This window comes from Micromonospora pallida, assembly GCF_900090325.1.
In the GTDB taxonomy this organism is placed as follows: Bacteria; Actinomycetota; Actinomycetes; order Mycobacteriales; family Micromonosporaceae; genus Micromonospora; species Micromonospora pallida.
This window is the reverse complement of sequence record NZ_FMHW01000001.1, coordinates 1-18,249: the sequence shown is the minus strand read 5'-3', so window position 1 is coordinate 18,249 and position 18,249 is coordinate 1. Positions and strand designations below refer to the sequence as shown.

Below are 18,249 nucleotides of genomic sequence, written 5' to 3'. Positions count from 1 at the left end.
ACTAGTACCAGCAGATCAGGAGCACCGGGTGAGCTACCAGGCCGTGCAGTGGGCCCTCGACGAGGCACCCATGCTGCGCACAAAGGCCGGCCTGCCGGACACGACGGCCCGCGCGGTGCTCGTCGCCCGTGCCGAGCGTGCCGACGAGTTCGGCCGCGACACCCACGCCAGCATCGCCGACGTCATCTGGCGCACCGGTTTCGACGAGCGGACGATCCAGCGCGCCGAGCTTCGGCTCGAGGCCGCCGGCCTCCTGGTCCCCGACGGCACCACCCGGTGGGGCACCCCCCGCTGGAACCTCGACATGACCAAGAAGCGCGACCCCGCTGAGCGGGCTCAGCTAGAGGCCGAGATCGATGAGAAGAAGGCGGCTGAGGCAGCCCGGCTGCGGGAGTACCGGCGCAAGCAGAAGAAGCAGCGTACGGACGCAGAGTCGGTACGTACGGATTCTGCGTTCGTACGTACCGACACAGAGTCCGTACGTACGGATCCTGACGACGTACGTACGGACGCAGCGCCCCCCGAACCACCCGTGAACCGTCCGGGAACCACCCGAGAAACCACCCAGGAACCTCCCTCTGGGGGCACGCTGCCCCCAGACCCCCTGCGCCCCCAGTCGCCTCCGGCGCCTGGGACTGGGATTGAAAGCTCACTCTCTCCGGCGGAACAGCTACCACCGCAAGCTCCCACCGTTACTCACGACCGCGCGCGCGAGACGCAGCCCGGTCGCGGTCCGAACCTCCGCCTGGTGACCAACTCCGACCGGCAGCCCACCCGCGAGGGCTTCGGCTTCTGCCTCCAGTGCCACGCCGAAGGGCAGACCACCCTCGCCGTCGACCCGATCGCCGGCAACGCCTGCGCCACCCACACCCGGAGCAGCGCATGACCACCCGACACCTGACGCCCGGCATGAAGCGGGCCAGGGCCAGCGCCCGCGAGGCCATCCGACGCGCCCAGGCCCACGTCCCCCCGCCGGCCCCCGAGGACGACGACGAAGCCCTCGGACGGCAGTACCCCTACGTCACCCCCGCCCGCGCACGAGCCATCCGCCACGAACTCGAGGAGACCCACCGTGCCCGCTGACACCGCCCTCGCCGACGCCCTCGCCACGGCCTACAGCCCCACCGAGCTGGCCACCCTCCACCAGCACCTCGTCGACGACGCCCCCCAGGACGACCCGCTCGGCCGGCTGTGCGACGCCCTCCACGCCGCCGCCTACCAGTCCACGCCCGGCGGCGCGCAGACGTCCACCGGCACCCCGACCGAGCCCACCGTCTACGCCACCCACGGCACCCGCGCCTGACCCGGAGGACACCGTGACCGACCAGACCCCCGACACCCGCGCCATGCCCACCGGCACCGAGCTTCCCGGCGAGCACTGGAACGCACGCCTAATCCGCGAGGGCGCCGGACAGCTCGCCCCGTTCGGCAAGCTCGACCTGGGCCAGCAGCCCGCCGACGCGGCCCCGTACGACGCCGGAGACGCCCCGGTCGCCAGCCGACCCCTCCCGGTGCACGACGAGCCGGAGCAGCTCCGCCGCGACCGCGACGCCGCCCGACTCCTCGCCACCGGCCGACTCGCCGAGATGTACGACCGCGACCGGCAAATCGCCACCCTCACCGCCGAACGCGACCAGGCGCGAGCCGCACTGGAGCAGGCCAAGCGCCAGGCGTTCACCGAGGCCAGCGACCTACTGTGGGCATGGGCCGAGGAAATGGGCGACGTAGGAGGCACCGGCCCACGCGCCGCCCGTAAGCGCACCATCAAGGCGTGCGCCCGGAAAATCGCACCCGAGCCCACCGACGACGAGATGCGCGCTGCGCTGGCCGAGCTGCTTTCCGGCATGGCGGACCGCGCGAAGGCCGCCGCCCTCGGTTCCGCCGGGCCCCGCGCGCAGGACGACGAGGCGACCGCCCGCCGCCGTCACGCCCTGGTCTTCAACGCCCTCACCCGCACCCTGCTGGACATCGGGCCGTTCGTGCCGCTGTCGGTGTGGGAGAAGTGCGTTGAAGCCGTCCTGGCGGCCCTCGACCAGCAGGAGGGCTGACCGGTGCCCCGGATCCGACCCACCACCGCACTCACCAGCCTCAAGCCCAGCGGCAACACCACCACCTACCTCACCACCTGCAAGTACTGCCGCCGCGGCGTCTACAAGGGCGAGGCGTACACCTGGCAGCGGCAGCCAGCGGGCTACTCCCACGACGAGTGCATCGCCTGGGCCGCCAAGCAGGCGCAAGCCGCGCCGGTGGAGGGCTGACCGGTGAGGTGCGACGTCTGCGGCCTTCCTGACCCGTACGCCGGCCAGGGCGATGGCATCGGTTCCTGCGACTGCCCACGCTGCGACCACGGCTGCGGCGTAGCCCGCGGCTCGTACCTGTGCAGCGGCGACGACGGCATCTGCGACTGCGAAGAGTACGACTGCGCCGGGGAGTGCTGCGGCATCGGCAACTGCACCTGCACCCCCGACGACGACCAGCCCTGGCCGGACGACGTCATCCAGCCCGTGGTCACCATCCAGCCGTCCGGGGCGCACCTGTGACCCGCCACATCCTGGCCGCCTCCGCCGCCGCACTGGTGGCGGGGGCGGCCGCCGTACTCGCCCTCGACGCCGCCGCACGCACCTGGGGCAACCCCGCCGCCGCCACCCTCCTCGCCCTCACCGCGGCCTGGCTCGGCTGCGCCGCCATCAACCTGCTCACCCGGAAGGCCCGATGACTCCGTACCACCTGCACGCCACCGCCAACGCCTGGTCCCTCCGGAAGGCGCATACCCACCTCGCCCAGCTCGCCGACGACGAGGCCAAGCAGATCGCCGCCGAGCAGCTCGAAGCTCCGGAGGCGCTTCGCTCACCGTCCTGGGGGCGGCGCCACGCGCTCGGTGGGCACGGAGATCCCACCCCGGACATGGTCGCCACCGCCGACCGGATGCCCCGCATCAACCGGTGGAAGGTGCTCCTCGACCGCGCTGACCGGCGCATCGCCGGACTCGCCGTCATGACCCGGCTCGCCGCCGACACCGACCCGCTCGGCCGCCTCATCGCCGGCATCCCCGCTCTCCTGCCTGGCACCGCCGCGATCGTGGCTCGGCACCTGGCCGACGAGGACGCCTGGATCCGCAACGCCGTCGGCCTCTACGCCGAGCGGTCCCTCGTGCCCGGTGAGCCGCCGTGCCCGGTGTGCCAGGTGCGTCGCCTCGAGGTGCAGACCGCCGGCCCGGTGGAGGTGTGGACGGTGGTGTGCGCCGAGCAGTGCCTGTGCACCGGCCAGGGCTGCCGGTGCGGGCTGGACGGTGCGGTGGAAGGCGTCGCGCACATCTGGCCCCGGGCCGCCGTACTCGCTGTGGCCCGGAAGGCTGACCGGAAGGGCCAAGTGCTGAACGCCATCTGATGCTTAGACCAGAGCCCGGTGGATGGCTTCTAGGCGGCGTCCCACGTTGTTCTCCCAGAGCCTGTGCTCCAACCCCGGCTGGCCGCCCATACCCTGAGCACCCATACCACCGAAGCAGAGCCGCCGGTGGAGCGCTCGGAACGCGGCCATCGCGAGTTCGACGTTCTCGGTGAGTTGCCGCGGCGTGATGGACCAGACAGGGTCGGCACCGGTTGGGGTGAGTTTGCGAGTCATTAGCGCCGTCATCTCCCCGTGGGTTACGCCAGAGTAGGGCGAGTAAATGTTCTTGTGGGGTTGTAGGAGGTCGTCAGCGAATAGCTCCGCGACTAGGACCGTCTTCGACGGGATCTGCTCACCTTCGACGGTGACACCGGCTCTGCTGAGCCCCAACTCGTCGATGCGCCCTAAGACCTTGTCGAGATGCATCTGAGCGGCGGCGACGTTGGCCGTCTCGTGCTTCGGGGTCACCTTGAGGTTCCTCTTGGCCTCGGACCAGAACACGAGGTACGCCCTGGCCACCCGCTGGCGCACGGTGATGTGGGGGTCCATGATCCAGAAGGCGAAGGCGGCGCTCTCGAAGACCGATCTGGCCAGAACCGCCTGACCGAGCACCGGTATCGGGGGCTGGAGGAGCGTATGGATGGCCGCCAGGTGGTCGCCAACTGCAAACATGCTCATGTAGGCCATCTCGAACGCGTACGTTGCCTCATCTTGTCCCCACGGGATGCCCCGCTTGTCAACCTGAGTGTTCTGCAACTCACGGTCGAACACCGAAGATGGCCGGGGCACCCAGAACTGCCGCTCGAGACTGCGCTTGTTCAGCCGATCCGTAAGCTCGAGCGTCTCGCGCAGCGCAGCGAGGAAGCGTTCGGCTCGTTCCACTCGTCCTCCTGGTTCATAGGTGAGTCGCCATCAATTTTCACCGACCCGTCCAGTCGAAATCACGTCGGTGCGTAGGGGAACCAGGGCGGCTGCCGATGTCCGATTAGCCCCAAAAATGGGGCACCATAATGCCACTTATGGTGGAGCCATCCGAAGTAGCCTAGGAAGGTACGCTCGGATCATGGCTACCCGCTGCCCGCGCTGCGGTCTCCGCCTCGACGCCGACGGCCGCTGCCCCGCCGAGGCCCCACTCCTCCCGTACGCCGGCCGGCAGTGGGGCACCGCCCAGCAGCTCGTCCACCGCCTGGGCGTCGACATCACCACCGCGATGGTCCGGCGGTGGCGGGACCGGGACGGCCTCACCACCCAGCGCGGCTACAGCCCATTGGACGAAGCCGCCCGCATTGAGGCGGACAAGCGCACCGGCGGCCGCGGACGACGACGCCGAGTTGACGTTGGAGTCGCCCTCGCCGCATGATGATTGTTCACCGACTCCCATAGGCGGAGTCTGTCCGCAGCCCGGTAGAGCCCCACGGCTCCCGGGCTGTTTCGCGTCCAGGTCGGACGCGCCGGGGGAACGCGGGCAGGTCGCTGTGGTGGCCGGCCTGCCCGCACACCCGGTCAGCTCTTCGGCGTCTCGCCCGGCAGCTTCCCCCGGTCGAGCACGGTGTACGCCATCGCGAGCTCCAGGGTCCCCTTCAGGCCCACGGAGGTGGTGTTGAGCTCGGTGATCTTCTTGAGGATCGACACCTTCGCCTCGCGGAGCAGCTCGTTTTCATCGTTGCCGTTGTTCGGCATGATCCGCCCCCTATGGACTCGGCCGGCCCCACTGCCGGCACCGAATGTGGTCAACATCCCCGCAGGGCGGGGAATTCCCCCTCGGAGCAGTCGTGACCGATCCGCCCGCCCCGGTCAAGGTGGACGTCACCGTGGCCGGCCACACCGTCATCGTCGAAGCCGCCGAGCCCCTGGACGTCGTCGCCGCCAAGGCACTCGACCTGTTCCGCGAGACGGCCGGATACGCCCGCAGCTCTCCGGTCGGGTTCGCCGCCCCGCCCGCCCACGTCGAGTTGTCCGCCGACCCCTGACCGGCCAAGGGCCGTGACGAGGTGACCCATGACCCGCCCCCGCCCCGTCACCCAGGCCGACTACGACCGCGTCAAGGAGCTGCACGCCCAGAAGCTGAGCCGGAACGCCATCGCGAAGGAGATGGGCCGCTCGGGGAAGACCATCTCCCGCATCGCCGACGAGCTCGGCCTGACGTTCGACCGGGAGCGCACGAAGGTCGCCACCCAGGCCAAGAAGGACGACGCCGCCGCCCGCCGCGCCAAGCTCCAGGTCGACGCACTCGCGGGTGCCCAGAAGCTGATGGGCCAGATGTTCTCCAAGGCCAAGATCTACAACTTCGGTGGCAAGGAGAACGACTACAACGAGCGCGACGTCGACGAGCCGCCGTTCCGGGACAAGCGGGACATCGCCAGCGCCATTCAGGCCCTCGCCAACACCGCACTCAAGCTGGCCGAGTACGACAAGGCCACCGGCAACGAGTCCGAGAAGAGCATGCTCACCGACCTGCGCGAAGCCCTGATCAACGCGCGTAAGGACGCGACGTGACCGGCGTCGACCTCCGGGGCCTGCCCCTGTCGGAGAAGCAGATCGAGTACGTCTGCGAGAGCAACTTCTTCGTCAACCTCGCCGAGGGCGCCATCCGGTCCGGGAAGACCGCCTCCGGTCTGCTCCGGTGGCTGATGTACCTCGCCGACCCGAAGACCCCGAAGAGCGGGGACCTGGTCGTTACCGCGAAGACGTACGACACGGCGGTCCGGAACATCTTCAACCCGCTGCGAGACCCGGTGCTCTTCGGACCGCTGGCCAAGGCGACGACGTACACCCGGGGCGCACCGACCGCCACGATCCTCGGCACCACGGTCGAGGTCATCACCTTCAACGACGAACGCAGCGAGAACCGGCTCCGGGGCATGACCTGCCGGGGCGCGTACGTCGACGAGTGGTCCCTGATGCCCCGCAGCTTCCATGAGCAGCTCCTCGGCCGCTGCTCCGTCGACGGCAGCCAGATCTTCGGGAACACCAACCCGGACAACCCGCGACACTGGCTGATGACCGAGGGCATCGAGCGGGCCCGCCCGGGCGGTGACCTCGCCGGTGACTGGTACGTGCTGAAGTTCCTCCTCGACGACAACCCGGTCCTCTCCGAGGCGGTCAAGGCCCGGTACCGGCGGCAGTACACCGGCCTCTACTACCGGCGGAACATCCTCGGCGACTGGTGCGTGGCCGAGGGCACCGTCTACGAGGGCTGGAACCCCGCGAAGCACGTGGTCAAGACCTTGCCCGGCATCACCCGGTGGGTCTCGCTGGGCGTGGACTACGGCACCACCAACCCGTTCGCCGGCCTGCTCCTGGGCGTCGGCGTCGACGGGAAGCTGTACCTCGCCCGCGAGTGGCGGTGGGACTCGAAGAAGCAGCAGCGCAGCCTCACCGACGCGGAGTACTCCGCCCGGCTGCGCGCCTGGCTCGACAAGCTCGGCATCCGCCCGGACTGGATCTGCGTCGACCCGTCCGCCGCGAGCTTCTCCACCCAGCTCTTCCGGGACGGCATGCTCCCGACCAACGCCGACAACGACGTGTTGGACGGCATCCGCCTGGTGGCCAGTCTCCTCGCCGAGGGCCTGCTCTTCGTCCACGAGTCCTGCGAGGGCTGGATCGAGGAGATCCCCGGCTACGTGTGGGACGAGAAAGCCGCGCTCCTGGGTGAGGACAAGCCGATCAAGGCCGGGGACCACTCCCTGGACGCCGGCCGGTACGCGATCAAGACCCCCGAGGTGCTGTGGCGCCCCCTGGTGAAGGGAGCCCTCGACCTCGCAGCATGACGAAGGAGGCCCGGTGCCGATCCCGACCGATGGCGCCTGGCCGCCGCCGCAGCTCACCCCCGCCTACGACGCCTACCGCGACTGGGATGCTTGGTACGGCGGGAGCCCTGACCAGCTCGGCCAGGTGTACGCCAACCGCACCACGGCCCGGCCCAAGACCCGCCCCGGCCAGCGGTCCGGCGGCCTGGTCGGCATGGTGTCCCGCTGGCTGTGGGGCGCACCCTCCCCGGTCGGGCAACGCGACGGCCGCCTCCACGTGCCCCTGCCTGCCGACCTCGCCGCCACCTCGGCGAACCTGCTCTTCAGCGAGCCGCCGAAGCTCGACCACGAAGACACCGCAGTCATGGCCCGGCTGGAGCAGCTCGTCGAGGACGGCCTCGCCACCGTGCTGCTCCACGCCGCCGAAGCCGACTCCGCACTCGGCGACGTCTACCTCCGGCCCGTCATCGACGAGGACGTCTACCCGGACCGGGCATTCCTCGCAGCCGTGCACGCCGACGGGGCCGTGCCGGTCATCCGGTGGGGCAAGCTGATCGAGGTCACCTTCTGGTCGACGCTGCTGGTCGACGGGGACGTGCACGTGCGGCTGCTGGAACACCACGAGGTGGTCAACGGTGCGGGGCGGATTGTGTACGCCCTCCACGAGGGCACCAGCACCCACCTGGGACGGGCCGTGCCGCTCACCGAGCAGAACGCGTCGGCGTACCTCGCGGACCTGGTCGACGAAGAGAGCAGCCAGGCGACCGGCCTGGACCGCCTCGACGTGGTGCGGGTACCGAACGCCGGCCCGCAACGCCTGTGGCGCACCCTGCCTGGCCTCAAGTACCTCGGCCGCTCCGACTTCGACGGCAACGAGCAGTGGTTCGACGCCCTCGATGACGTGTGGACCTCGTGGATGCGGGACCTGCGGCTGGCCCGCTCCCGGATCCTCGTGCCCGAGTACATGCTGCGGTCGTTGGGTCCCGGGAACGGCGCGACCTGGGACGCCGAGCAGGAAGTCTTCACCGCGCTCACCCAAATGCCGAACAAGCAGGGCGGCGACGCCGGGATCACCCTCAGCCAGTTCGCGATCCGGCACGCCGAGCACAAGGCGACCGCCGACGCGATCGTGGAGACCGCGCTGCGGCACGCCGGCCTGTCGTCGCAGACCCTCGGCGAGGAGGGCGACGTCGCGGTCACGGCCACCGAGGTCCAGGCCCGGGAGCGGCAAAGCTTCACGACCCGCGGCAACCGGATCGGTACCTGGGCGCCCGCGCTGGCCGACGCTATCGAGCTACTCCTGGCGGTCGAGCGCGCCCAGCTCAACGCCCAAGCTGACCCGGTCAGGCCCAATGTCGAGTTCGGCGACAGCGTCAGCGAGTCCCCGGAGACGACCGCTCGCACGCTGCAGCTCCTGTCGGCTGCCGGGGCCGTCTCCGTCGACACGATGGTCCGCACGGTCCATCCCGAGTGGGACGACATCCAGGTCCGCGAGGAGGTTGCCCGGATCAAGGGCGACGCCCCGCCGACGGTGGAGGTGGGCGGTGCCCTGGGCGCCCTCGCCGGGAACGGCCCGCCGGCCGCCGACGACGCCGACCAGGACGCCGAGGAACCGCCGGCCGAGGAGTAGTAGATGGCCCTCACCGGCGACCAGATCGAGGCCGCCACCCGCAACACGGTCGACCTGTACCGGGCCGCCGAGCAGGCCATCCTCCGTGAGGTCACTCGGCATCTGCTCGCCGGCATCGACGCCCCCGACTGGGCGGTCACCCGCCTCGGCGCGCTCGGCACGCTGCGGCGCACCGTCGAGCGGATCCTTGGTGTGGTGGAGGTGGAGGGGGCGGAGCGGATCCGCGAGGCCATCGCCCGGGCGTACCGGGGCGGTCAGGCGGTTGCCACCACCGGCATTCCGGCGGCGCTGCTCCCGCGTGACCCTGACGCTGTCCGCGCGGCCGGTGTCGTCGCCGAGCTGGTCACCCGCGCGGGCGTGGTGGAGAACCTCGCTGCGGCACTGGTCGCCGACGTCGGGGAGCGGCACTCCAACGTCTTGAGGCACGTCCTGGATGTGTACCGAGCGGTGATCCAGCAGGCGACCGCCGTGTCCGTGGCGGGCGGGATGACCCGTCGGCAGGCCAGCCAGTGGGCGTACGCACGGTTCGTCGACCAGGGCGTGGTGTCGTTCGTCGACTCCGGTGGCCGGCGTTGGCGGCTCTCGTCGTACGTCGAGATGGGCACGCGGACCGTCACCCAGCGGGCCGCTGTGCAGGGCCAGACGGACCGGTTGACCACGCTCGGCGTGGACACGGTCGAGGTCTCCGACTCTCCGCGCGAGTGCCCGCGATGCCGGCCGTGGGAAGGCAAGGTGCTCTCCATCTCCGGCACCCTGCGCGGCCGGGTGGAGCTGCCCAGCATGGTCGGCGACGGCACCGTGGTGGTGGACATCGCCGGCAGCGTCGCCGAGGCCCGCGCGGCTGGACTCCAGCACCCGAACTGCACGCACGCGCTCCGGTCGTACCTGCCCGGTGCAACCCGCCGCCCGACCAAGCCCACGGCCAACCCGAAGGGCTACGAAGCCAAGGAACGACAGAGGGCCATTGAGCGGCAGATCCGCCACTGGAAAGAGCGGGAACTTGGCGCGCTCGACGACACCGCCAAGGCCACGGCCGCAGCGAAGGTCCGCCAGTGGCAGGCCACGATGCGCGACCACCTCGCCGCGAACCCGGAGCTGAAGAGGCTGCCGTATCGCGAGGCGATCGGCGCTGGCAACCTGCCGCGCCGCTGACCAGACCACCGCCGGCGAGGCCCGGCGGGAACCATCCCGACAGCCTCAAGGAGGCACCCGTGGACCGCACCACCCTGCCGACCGCCGTCACGCCCGGCTTCGTCAACCCACTCACCGGCCACCACGTCACCCCGGGAAAGATCCTGGGCTACCGACGCGACGGCCGACCCATCCGCGTCATCGCGGGTGGATCCGGCGAGGGCGACCCCGGCGGCGACGAGGACGGCGGGAGCACCGACGACCAGGCCGGCGCCAACGACGGCCAGGACGACGACAAGACGAAGACCCCGAAGATCACCGGGGAGTTTGATCCGGACCGGCACGCCCGCGCCCTGGCCGCCGCCCGTGAGGGAGAGAAGAAGGCCAAGGAGGCGAGGAAGGCCGCCGACGAACGGCTCGCCGCCGTACTGAAGGCCGCCGGGCTCACCCCGGACGGGAAGACCGACCCCGCCGAGCAGCTCAAGGCCGCAGCCGCCGAGCGGGACAAGGCCGTCGCCCGCGCCCGTGAGACCGCCGTCGAGCTGGCGGTCTACAAGTCCGCCGGCAAGGCCGGTGCAGACCCGGACGCCGTACTCGACAGCCGCGGATTCCTCGCCCAGGTCGCCGACCTCGACCCGGACGCGGCCGACTTCCCGGACAAGGTCACCGCCGCGATTAAGGCGGCGGTGAAGGCCAACCCGAAGCTCGCCTCCACCCCGACCGGCCAAGGGCCGGGCAAGCAGGGCACCGACCACTCCGGTGCCGGCGGCCAGAAGGGCAAGCCGAAGAACCTCACCGACGCGATCACCGCCAAGCTCGGCGGCTCCTGACACCGGAGTAGACCATGCCCGTAACCCTCGCCCAGGCCAAGCTGATGGCCACCGATGACGTCGATGTCCAGGTCATCGACGAGTTTCAGAAGTCCAGCTACCTGCTGGACAAGCTCACCTTCGACGACGTCGTGAACCAGGCCGGCAACGGCGCGACCTTGACCTACGGCTACACCCGACTGACCTCGCAGCCGACCGCCGCGTTCCGCGCGATCAACAGCGAGTACACCCCGGCCGAGGTCACCAAGGTCCGCGCCAGCGTGGATCTGAAGCCGCTCGGTGGCTCCTTCCAGATCGACCGTGTGCTCGACGGCGTCGCGGCCGGCGCCGAGACCGCGCTCCAGATGTCCCAGAAGATCAAGGCCTCGCGTGCGTTCTTCGCCGACCAGGTGGTCAACGGGGACAGCGCGGTGGACGCCAACGGATTCGACGGCCTGTCGAAGATCCTGACCGGCACCACCACCGAGTACCTGCCGCTGAGCAACGGCGTCGCAACCGGGTACCTGGACATGACCACGATCGACACCAAGCAGAAGGCGTTGCAGTTCATGCTGCACGTCAACAACTGGCTCGGGAAGCTCGACGCCAAGCCCGACGCGCTGTTCATGAACTCCCTGACCAAGGCGTACTTCCTGTTCGTCGCGGCGTGGGCCGACATGATCGACAAGACCACCAACGCGTTCGGCGAGACGATCGAGCAGTACCGCGGGATCGACCTGGTCGACCTCGGCACGAAGGCCGGCAGCAACAACGACGTCATCGGCACGGTCACCCGGGACGCGGACGCGGGCGGCGCAGGCGGGAACATCACCGGCCTCAGCGACATCTACGCCGTCCGGTTCGGCCTGGATGGCTTCCACGGCGTCAGCATGGCGGGCCGGCCGCTCGTGCAGAACTGGCTGCCCGACTTCAGCAAGGCCGGCGCGGTCAAGACCGGTGAGGTGGAGATGGGCCCGGTCGCGCCGGTCCTGAAGCGCTCCCGTGCCGCGGGCGTGCTGCGGAACGTGAAGGTCTCGGCCTGATGGCGACGATCAAGGCCCCGAACCGGGAGTACAACGGGCGCATCGGTGACGTCGTCTTCCGCGACGGCGTCGCGGAGACCGACGACCAGGCGGTCATCCAGTACTGCCGGGGTGCCGGCTACGAGGTGGACGGCACCACCGACAGCCCGGTCGAGGGCACTCCGGAGCCGGCGGACCCGCGTGACGTCACGGAGGAGCAGCTCGGCACGCGACTGCGCGATGCCGCCGTCGACCCGCGGGAAACCGACTTCCTTCCGCCGGTCAACGCCGGCCAGGCCAACCCGCACGGCCCGGATGTGGTGGCGCCCGGCATCCACGCAGTGGCCGGCCCGGGGCCGATCGTGCCTGGCCCGGTCGGCCGGCTGGAGCGGACCGAGGACGGCGGCCAGGTCGTCATCACGGACACCGAGGAGCAGCAGCGGCGGGAGACCACCGCCGCAGAGCAGGTGTTCTTGGAGCGCCGCGATGTGCCGGAGGTGACGGCCGAGCTGGGTGCCGAGGTCGGCCAGCCGGCTGGTGACCGTACGCCGGAGCCGCCGGCCGGCAATGCCTCGCAGGAGACCTGGGCGGACTGGGTCATCGCCACCCGCCCCGACCTCGACGAGGCCGAGGTGCGGGCGATGAAGCGCGACGACCTGCGCGCAACGTACGGCCCGACGGCCGAGTGAGTCGTGGGGTGGCCGGGTTCGCGGCCCGGCCACCCCGCCGTACCCGAGGAGGGCACGTGGCGTACGCGACCGTCGACCAGCTCACCGAGTACATCGGCCGGACGCCGGTCAACGCGCAGCAGCTCCTCGACCGGGCGTCCCGGGACGTGGACCGGGCGCTGCTCTGCGCGGTCTACGACCCGGAGGACCAGGCCGTCGTCACCGCGCTGCGGGACGCGACGCTGGAGCAGGTCGCGGCGAACCTCAACGCGGGGAACGTCACCGGCCTCGGCGGGGGCCGGGCCGGTGGGTTCACGATCGGTCGGCTGTCGGTGCAGGCCAGCAGCGACCCGGGTGACCGGCCGGTCCGGATCGGCAGCCTCTGGGAGCAGGCGTGGACCATCCTCCAGGCCGCCGGGCTCACCGGCCACGGCCCCCAGAGCAGGTGAGCCGTGACGTGGGAAGAGTTCATCGAGCTGCACATCCCGGAGCCCCGGACGGTGCAGGTGCAGGCGTACGAGGGCTCCGGCGCGTACGGCGACGTGTACGCCGACCCCGTCGACGTGGGCCCGTGCGTCGTCGACGACACCACCCGCCGGGTCGTCGTGCAGACCCAGGACGCCGAGGGCGCTGAGGGCGTCTCCTCCACCACGGTGTTCGCGCCGATGGCCACGGTCGCCCCGCCGTCCAGCCTGGTCACCCTGCCGTGGACCGGCCGCACCGCCAAGGTGCTCGCCGTCAGCGTGATGGAGGACCACGGGCTCGGCCTGCCCGAGCACGTCGAGCTGTCCCTGGAGTGACCCATGGCCGACGAGTTCCGCCTCGACTGGGACGGCGACAAGGTGCTCGCGCTGATGTCTGACGCCTCCTTCGACGGCTCCGAGCTGGCCGCCGAGCATCTGCTCCAGGTGTCCAGTGGCCTCGCCCCGCACGAGGAGGGCGACCTGGAGCGGTCCGGTGAGGTCAGCTCCGACCGGGCGTCTGGCCTGGTCGCGGTCAGCTTTGACCGGTCCTACGCCGTTCGTCAGCACGAGGACATGACCCTGCGGCACGACGACGGGCGGCAGGCGAAGTACCTGGAGGAGCCGATGGGCACCGAGCGCGACGTGATGCTGGCGCTGATCGCGAAGGCCGCCGGCAAGCCCCTGGGCGGCCCCTGATGGCGGCCGGTGACGGCTGGACCTCACGACTCCTCACCGGCCTCGCCCTGCACCTCCAGGCCGCCGGTATCGGCACCTGGCGGGACAGCGGCATCTACCAGGCCAACGAGGTCGGCATCACCATCCGCGGTATCCCCACCAGTCCGGACCGGATCATCACGCTCGCCCCGTACGTCGTCGCCTCCCCGCCGGGGCTGGCCGACTACACCCAGGGCGTCCAGATCCGCGTGCGCGGCACCCGGGATCCCAGGGTGGCCGAGGACCTGGGCGACAGCGTCTTTGACGCGCTCGACAGCGCTCACGGCCTGGTCTGGGGCGAAATCCCGATCGTGCAGGTGTACCGGCAGTCGTACACCGCGCTCGGCGCCGACGCGAACGGCCGGTGGGAAAGCAGCCACAACTACTACGTCGAGGCCATGCGCCCGACCAGCAACCGCACCGACTGAGGAGAGGACCGTCATGGCGACGACCCCCACCACCCGCGTGACCGCCCTCGCCCGGCGGATGCGCGTCGACATCGACACCGCCACCTACCCGGCCAGCCAGTACCAGCAGCTCATCGGGATCGAGGAGCTGAAGCTCATCGAGGAGCTACGCACCGAGTCCGACGAGACCTACGAGGACGACGGCGCGGCCCGGGAGGCCGTCACCGGCTACAACTGGCGCATCGAGGCGAAGATCAAGCACTCGACGAACGCGGCCGGCACCAGCATCGACAGCGTCCACGCCTTCCTCCGGAACCGCTTCAACGCGGCGAAGGCCAGCAACGTGGCGTCGGCGGAGTTCGGGGTCCGCTGGTACGACCGCAACGGACTGGCCGGCGACAGCTTCGAGGGCCGGGCGTACGTGAAGGCGTGGCCCCACGACGGCGGCGGCACCGGTGCCCTCGACACGGTCAGCGTGGTCATCCAGGGCCAAGGCCCGCTGACCCCGATCACCAACCCGGCCGCCAGCGCCGTGCCGGCCGTGACCGGACTCAACCCGGCCGGCGGACCCACGGCCGGCGGCAACCTGGTCAACATCTACGGCTCGAAGTTCACCGGCGTGACCGGTGCGACCGGGGTCAAGTTCGGGGCGAACAACGCCACCAACTACACGCTGGTCAGCGACACCCACATCGTGGCCACGGCCCGGCCGGTGCTGCCGGCACCGTCCAGGTGACCGTGACGACCCCCGGCGGCACCAGCCCGAACGCGCCCGCCGACGACTACACGTACGCCTGATGGGTGCGAAGTTCGGCGACCTGGACGACTACTGGTCACCCGGGTTGACGCTGACGGTACGCGGCAAGGAGTACACCTTGCCGCTGCCGTCGCAGAGCTGGGACTGTGGTGCCGCCGCGTCGCCGCCGTCGCCGGGGAAGTCAACGCCGCCACTGGCACCGACGAGATTCAGGCCGCGGTCGCTGCGGTCGAGGCGCTCCCCGAGCTGCCCGGCGGGAGGAACATCACCTTGCAGGAGCGGGTCCTGGGCGACGTCTACCAGCAGATGGTGGCCGACCGGGTGCCGGACCCGTACATCCAGTTCTGCGGGGCGACTGCCTACCTGTGGATCATCGCGGGCGAGGAGGCGGCGCAGCGGTACTGGACGTCCGGTGGCCGCCCGGAAGCACCGGGCCCGGCGAACCGTCAGGAGCGCCGGGCCAGTGGCCGGAAGACCCGTACGGACGGGGCCGCCGCGACGCCGCCAGCGGCCTCTACGAGTGGTACGACTACCCGGAAGAGGTCCGGCAGGAGCAGGACGCGGACCGGGTCTCGTGGGCGGACATCCTGAGCCGGTGGGCGCTCGTCGAGGCTGACCTGCACGACGTATACGGCGTTGACGTCGAGGACCGAGCCCTGTTGCGGACCCGATCCTGGCGGTGGCTCGACGTCCGGATCTCCGGTCTGCTGGCGGCGGACACCCGGCTGCACCGGGCGTTCGCGCCCGTCCCCGAGACGCCCGGTCAGTAGCTGGGACAGAGGTGCTTACGCACCACCTCGTTGATCTTCTTCGCCTTCGCCTCGCCGAACCCGTTCGGCTGGTCCGGTGAGGTGAACCGCGTGTTGGCGAACATGATCACCTTGGCTTCGTCGTTCGGCCAGTCCTTGATGGTGCGGCACTGGTCCCGGCCCCGGTCGATGATCCGGTCTGGGTCCTTGTCTCCGACGATGTCCGGGTCGATCTTCCGTAGCGCGGCCAGGTAGGCGTCAGCGGTCTTCTGGTCCGGCTTCGGCGGGATGCCGGCAGCCTCCAGCGCCTTCTCGACCGCCTCGGAGCTGATCGCGCCCGGCGTGGTTGGAGTCGCCTCCGGGGTCTCCTCGCTGCTACCGCAGCCCGCCAACGCGATCGCCGCAACGACGGCGACCGCTACGTGCCGTGCTCTCACTCATGCCTCCTGTGACGGGGTGGACAACCCGCGCACGGTACCGGCCGGTGACGGCCCGAACGGTCCTTGATCCGACAGTGGAGGTGATCTCGTGGCGCTCAAGCTGGGTGAGCTGGTCGCGTACCTGCGCGCTGACGACACCGCCCTCGACCGTGGCATCAAGTCCGCCAAGCAGAAGCTCCAGCAGGCCGGTGAGTCGATCCGCCAGCAGGGCCCGCTCATCGGCGCGGCCCTCGCCGCCGGCATCGGTGCCGGCCTCCTCCAGGGCCTGGAACTGGACAAGGCCAGGGCGAGGCTGGCCGCGCAGGTCGGTGACCCGGCCCTGGCAAGCAGCTCGGCGAGGTCGCCGGCAACGTCTACGGCCGAGGCTTCGGCGAGTCGGCGGCCGAGGCGATGCAGGCCGTGCAGGCGGTGGCGTCCGCGAAGCTCGTACCCGAGGGCGATGCGAAGGCGATCGAGGACCTCACGGTCAAGGTGCAGGCGTACGCCACCGCGTGGGGCACCGACGTGGCCGAGGCCACGCAGTACGTGTCCACGCTGATCGGGTCCGGGCTGGCCGACAACGCCACCCAGGCACTGGACCTGATCACCGTCGCCAGCGGGAAGGTGCCGGCTGCCCTCCGGGAGGACTTCCTCGAGGCTGGGAACGAGTACGGCCAGTTCTTTCGCACCCTCGGCTTCGACGGGTCGCAGGCGTTCGCGCTGCTGGTGGAAGCCAGCTCCAAGGGCAAGTACGGCATCGACAAGGCCGGGGACGCGATCAAGGAGTTCACGCTCCGGGCGACCGACATGTCGGCCAGTTCCGTCGGGGCGTACAAGGCGATCGGCCTGGACGCCGAGACCATGTCCAACCAGATCCTGAAGGCGGCGATACGGCGCAGGCCGCCTTCCAGAAGATCGTGTCCGGGCTGCTGTCGATCAAGGATCCGACGGCGCAAGCCAACACCGCCATCGCCCTGTTCGGCACCCCGCTCGAGGACCTGAACGTCCAGGACATCCCCGAGTTCCTTCGCAACATGAAGTCCGCCGGGACGGGCTGGGTGATGTCGCCGGGGCTGCCGACAAGGCCGGCCAAGCCCTCGAGCAGAGCGCTCGCAGAAGCTGGAGGCGTTCAAAAGGCAAGCCCAGAGTGCCTTGGTCGAGAAGCTTGCCGAGGCCATCCCGATGATCGAGAAGACCTTCGGCTGGTTGCAGCGCAACTCCGGCTGGGTGGGTCCGCTGGCGACTGGGCTCGGCATCCTCGCCGGCATCATCGGCCTGGTCGTGCTCGGCACCAAGCTCTGGGCCGCCGCTCAGATCGCACTCAACGTCGCCATGATGCTCAACCCCGTCGGCCTGATCATCCTGGCCGTCATCGGCCTTATCGCCCTGGTCGTCGGCCTGTGGATGAAATTCGAGGGCTTCCGGAACTTCTGGATCGGGGCCTGGAGATCATCAAGAGCGCCGCACTGGCCGTGTGGGACTTCCTGGTCGCCGCCTTCCAAACCTGGTGGGCCGTCTTTCTCCGGCTTCTGGACCGGGGTGGGCAGGTTCTTCGCCGGACTGTGGAACGGCATCGTTGACGGGGTGAAATCCGCCTGGGGCTGGATCACCGACAAGTTCGATCAGGTCGTCAGCTTCCTCAGTGGGCTACCGGGCGGATCCGAGCGAAGGCGCGCGCATGTTCGATGGGATCAAGGATGCATTCCGCAGCGCCCTGAACTGGATGATCGGCAAGTGGAACAACTTCAGCCTGACCCTCGGTGGCGGGTCGGTGCTGGGCATGGGCATCCCCAGTGTCACCCTCTCCACCCCGAACATCCCGTACCTCGCTGAGGGCGGTCACATCCTGCGCGCCGGCACGGCCGTGGTGGGTGAGCGCGTCCGGAGCTGGTGCACCTCGGCCGCGGGGCGACCGTCCAGCCGCTCGCCGACGGCGGCGGGGCGACCGCCGGTATCGGGGTGCTGCGGCTCATCGTCGCCACCGGACGGCCGGCAGATCAAGGACGAGGTGATCGACGCCGCATCACTGCGTGGCCAGTCGTGGGCCGCTACCTGGGCATGAGCACGACGACGTAGGCGCGGAGGGGCAGTGGCGGACCCGACTATCAGCGTGCGCGTGGGCCTGGACCATGACCCGGACGATCCGGCCCTGGTCTACACGGACATCACGGACCGGGTGCACTACGGCGACGGCGGCCAGGCCGTGGAGGTCACGATCGGCGGCAGGACGAGACTGCGGAAATCAGGCCCACCGAGATGGGCTGGGCGCTGAAGAACGGCGACAACCTGTTCACGCCGAGGAATCCGGCCAGCCCGTACTACGGGCGGTGGGAGCAAGGCCGG

28 protein-coding genes and 1 pseudogene are annotated in these 18,249 nt (G+C 70.3%); 26 read left to right on the top strand and 3 right to left on the bottom strand.

Annotation, left to right across the window (positions count from 1 at the left end; all coding sequences use genetic code 11):
* The first annotated feature begins 28 nt into the window (after window positions 1-28).
* Genes GA0074692_RS00140 through GA0074692_RS00105 form a run of 8 tightly spaced genes read left to right on the top strand, consistent with a single transcriptional unit; the run spans window position 29 to window position 3,387 of the window.
* On the top strand, window positions 29-886 hold the full coding sequence (locus GA0074692_RS00140) for a hypothetical protein (protein WP_091638480.1): 858 nt from the start codon (window positions 29-31) through the stop codon (window positions 884-886).
* Complete coding sequence (locus tag GA0074692_RS00135; RefSeq protein WP_091638479.1) at window positions 883-1,083, top strand: hypothetical protein; 201 nt, start codon at window positions 883-885, stop codon at window positions 1,081-1,083. The genes GA0074692_RS00140 and GA0074692_RS00135 overlap by 4 nt, the downstream gene beginning before the upstream one ends.
* Complete coding sequence (locus tag GA0074692_RS00130; RefSeq protein ID WP_091638478.1) at window positions 1,073-1,303, top strand: hypothetical protein; 231 nt, start codon at window positions 1,073-1,075, stop codon at window positions 1,301-1,303. Before GA0074692_RS00135 ends, GA0074692_RS00130 begins: the two co-directional genes overlap by 11 nt.
* Before the next feature lie 13 nt (window positions 1,304-1,316).
* A complete protein-coding gene (locus GA0074692_RS00125; RefSeq protein WP_091638477.1) occupies window positions 1,317-2,048 on the top strand; it encodes a hypothetical protein in 732 nt (243 codons plus the stop codon).
* A 3-nt stretch (window positions 2,049-2,051) separates the two neighbouring features.
* Window positions 2,052-2,258, top strand: a complete 207-nt coding sequence (locus GA0074692_RS00120) for a hypothetical protein (RefSeq protein ID WP_091638476.1) — start codon at window positions 2,052-2,054, stop codon at window positions 2,256-2,258.
* 3 nt (window positions 2,259-2,261) lie between these two features.
* Complete coding sequence (locus GA0074692_RS00115; RefSeq protein WP_091638475.1) at window positions 2,262-2,540, top strand: hypothetical protein; 279 nt, start codon at window positions 2,262-2,264, stop codon at window positions 2,538-2,540.
* Entirely contained in the window at window positions 2,537-2,716 is a 180-nt protein-coding gene (locus tag GA0074692_RS00110; RefSeq protein ID WP_091638474.1) for a hypothetical protein, read from the top strand. Before GA0074692_RS00115 ends, GA0074692_RS00110 begins: the two co-directional genes overlap by 4 nt.
* Window positions 2,713-3,387: a hypothetical protein gene (locus GA0074692_RS00105; protein ID WP_091638473.1), complete on the top strand. Its 675-nt coding sequence runs from the start codon at window positions 2,713-2,715 to the stop codon at window positions 3,385-3,387. The genes GA0074692_RS00110 and GA0074692_RS00105 overlap by 4 nt, the downstream gene beginning before the upstream one ends.
* Window positions 3,388-3,390: 3 nt before the next feature.
* Here the strand turns inward: GA0074692_RS00105 and GA0074692_RS00100 are convergent, their stop codons facing one another.
* Window positions 3,391-4,269 (bottom strand): hypothetical protein, encoded by an 879-nt coding sequence (locus GA0074692_RS00100; protein ID WP_091638472.1) that lies wholly within the window; start codon window positions 4,267-4,269, stop codon window positions 3,391-3,393.
* A 181-nt stretch (window positions 4,270-4,450) separates the two neighbouring features.
* Here GA0074692_RS00100 and GA0074692_RS00095 point away from each other — a divergent pair, with 181 nt between their 5' ends.
* A complete protein-coding gene (locus GA0074692_RS00095) occupies window positions 4,451-4,747 on the top strand; it encodes a hypothetical protein (RefSeq protein WP_091638471.1) in 297 nt (98 codons plus the stop codon).
* A gap of 143 nt (window positions 4,748-4,890) precedes the next feature.
* Here the strand turns inward: GA0074692_RS00095 and GA0074692_RS34440 are convergent, their stop codons facing one another.
* Window positions 4,891-5,067: a hypothetical protein gene (locus tag GA0074692_RS34440; protein ID WP_176738220.1), complete on the bottom strand. Its 177-nt coding sequence runs from the start codon at window positions 5,065-5,067 to the stop codon at window positions 4,891-4,893.
* A gap of 92 nt (window positions 5,068-5,159) precedes the next feature.
* Between GA0074692_RS34440 and GA0074692_RS00090 the strand changes: the two genes are divergently transcribed.
* The 15 genes and pseudogenes from GA0074692_RS00090 (at window position 5,160) to GA0074692_RS00020 (ending at window position 15,508) form a co-directional block, all read left to right on the top strand.
* Window positions 5,160-5,357 (top strand): hypothetical protein, encoded by a 198-nt coding sequence (locus GA0074692_RS00090; protein WP_091638470.1) that lies wholly within the window; start codon window positions 5,160-5,162, stop codon window positions 5,355-5,357.
* A 28-nt stretch (window positions 5,358-5,385) separates the two neighbouring features.
* Window positions 5,386-5,883 (top strand): helix-turn-helix domain-containing protein, encoded by a 498-nt coding sequence (locus GA0074692_RS00085; RefSeq protein WP_091638469.1) that lies wholly within the window; start codon window positions 5,386-5,388, stop codon window positions 5,881-5,883.
* On the top strand, window positions 5,880-7,157 hold the full coding sequence (locus GA0074692_RS00080; RefSeq protein ID WP_091638468.1) for a PBSX family phage terminase large subunit: 1,278 nt from the start codon (window positions 5,880-5,882) through the stop codon (window positions 7,155-7,157). The genes GA0074692_RS00085 and GA0074692_RS00080 overlap by 4 nt, the downstream gene beginning before the upstream one ends.
* Window positions 7,158-7,170: 13 nt before the next feature.
* Window positions 7,171-8,766 (top strand): phage portal protein, encoded by a 1,596-nt coding sequence (locus tag GA0074692_RS00075; RefSeq protein ID WP_091638467.1) that lies wholly within the window; start codon window positions 7,171-7,173, stop codon window positions 8,764-8,766.
* 3 nt (window positions 8,767-8,769) lie between these two features.
* On the top strand, window positions 8,770-9,918 hold the full coding sequence (locus GA0074692_RS00070; RefSeq protein ID WP_091638466.1) for a phage minor capsid protein: 1,149 nt from the start codon (window positions 8,770-8,772) through the stop codon (window positions 9,916-9,918).
* Between the two features lie 59 nt (window positions 9,919-9,977).
* Window positions 9,978-10,727 carry a hypothetical protein gene (locus GA0074692_RS00065; RefSeq protein ID WP_091638465.1) on the top strand — a complete coding sequence of 250 codons (750 nt, stop codon included), beginning with the start codon at window positions 9,978-9,980 and terminating at the stop codon, window positions 10,725-10,727.
* Between the two features lie 14 nt (window positions 10,728-10,741).
* The gene (locus tag GA0074692_RS00060) at window positions 10,742-11,749 is read left to right on the top strand and encodes a major capsid protein (RefSeq protein ID WP_091638464.1); all 1,008 of its coding nucleotides are present in this window, start codon (window positions 10,742-10,744) and stop codon (window positions 11,747-11,749) included.
* Entirely contained in the window at window positions 11,749-12,417 is a 669-nt protein-coding gene (locus GA0074692_RS00055; RefSeq protein WP_091638463.1) for a hypothetical protein, read from the top strand. Before GA0074692_RS00060 ends, GA0074692_RS00055 begins: the two co-directional genes overlap by 1 nt.
* A 56-nt stretch (window positions 12,418-12,473) precedes the next feature.
* Window positions 12,474-12,845 carry a hypothetical protein gene (locus tag GA0074692_RS00050; RefSeq protein WP_091638462.1) on the top strand — a complete coding sequence of 124 codons (372 nt, stop codon included), beginning with the start codon at window positions 12,474-12,476 and terminating at the stop codon, window positions 12,843-12,845.
* A gap of 3 nt (window positions 12,846-12,848) precedes the next feature.
* The gene (locus GA0074692_RS00045) at window positions 12,849-13,196 is read left to right on the top strand and encodes a hypothetical protein (protein ID WP_091638461.1); all 348 of its coding nucleotides are present in this window, start codon (window positions 12,849-12,851) and stop codon (window positions 13,194-13,196) included.
* 3 nt (window positions 13,197-13,199) lie between these two features.
* Window positions 13,200-13,556, top strand: coding sequence for a hypothetical protein (locus tag GA0074692_RS00040; RefSeq protein ID WP_091638460.1), 357 nt, complete (start codon window positions 13,200-13,202; stop codon window positions 13,554-13,556).
* Window positions 13,556-14,002 carry a minor capsid protein gene (locus tag GA0074692_RS00035; protein WP_091638459.1) on the top strand — a complete coding sequence of 149 codons (447 nt, stop codon included), beginning with the start codon at window positions 13,556-13,558 and terminating at the stop codon, window positions 14,000-14,002. Before GA0074692_RS00040 ends, GA0074692_RS00035 begins: the two co-directional genes overlap by 1 nt.
* Window positions 14,003-14,015: 13 nt before the next feature.
* A complete protein-coding gene (locus GA0074692_RS00030; RefSeq protein ID WP_245730034.1) occupies window positions 14,016-14,717 on the top strand; it encodes a phage tail tube protein in 702 nt (233 codons plus the stop codon).
* Window positions 14,718-14,778: 61 nt separating this feature from the next.
* Window positions 14,779-15,329: pseudogene (locus tag GA0074692_RS35520) on the top strand (DUF7426 family protein).
* Window positions 15,323-15,508 (top strand): hypothetical protein, encoded by a 186-nt coding sequence (locus GA0074692_RS00020; RefSeq protein WP_091638497.1) that lies wholly within the window; start codon window positions 15,323-15,325, stop codon window positions 15,506-15,508. Before GA0074692_RS35520 ends, GA0074692_RS00020 begins: the two are co-directional and overlap by 7 nt.
* Here the strand turns inward: GA0074692_RS00020 and GA0074692_RS00015 are convergent.
* Window positions 15,502-15,924 (bottom strand): hypothetical protein, encoded by a 423-nt coding sequence (locus GA0074692_RS00015; protein WP_091638458.1) that lies wholly within the window; start codon window positions 15,922-15,924, stop codon window positions 15,502-15,504. The genes GA0074692_RS00020 and GA0074692_RS00015 overlap by 7 nt on opposite strands.
* A gap of 393 nt (window positions 15,925-16,317) precedes the next feature.
* On the opposite strand from GA0074692_RS00015, the gene GA0074692_RS35515 reads away from it, so the two are divergent.
* Window positions 16,318-16,908 (top strand): phage tail tape measure protein, encoded by a 591-nt coding sequence (locus GA0074692_RS35515; protein WP_245730032.1) that lies wholly within the window; start codon window positions 16,318-16,320, stop codon window positions 16,906-16,908.
* 150 nt (window positions 16,909-17,058) lie between these two features.
* Entirely contained in the window at window positions 17,059-17,739 is a 681-nt protein-coding gene (locus GA0074692_RS35510; RefSeq protein ID WP_245730031.1) for a hypothetical protein, read from the top strand.
* Window positions 17,740-18,249 lie beyond the last annotated feature (510 nt).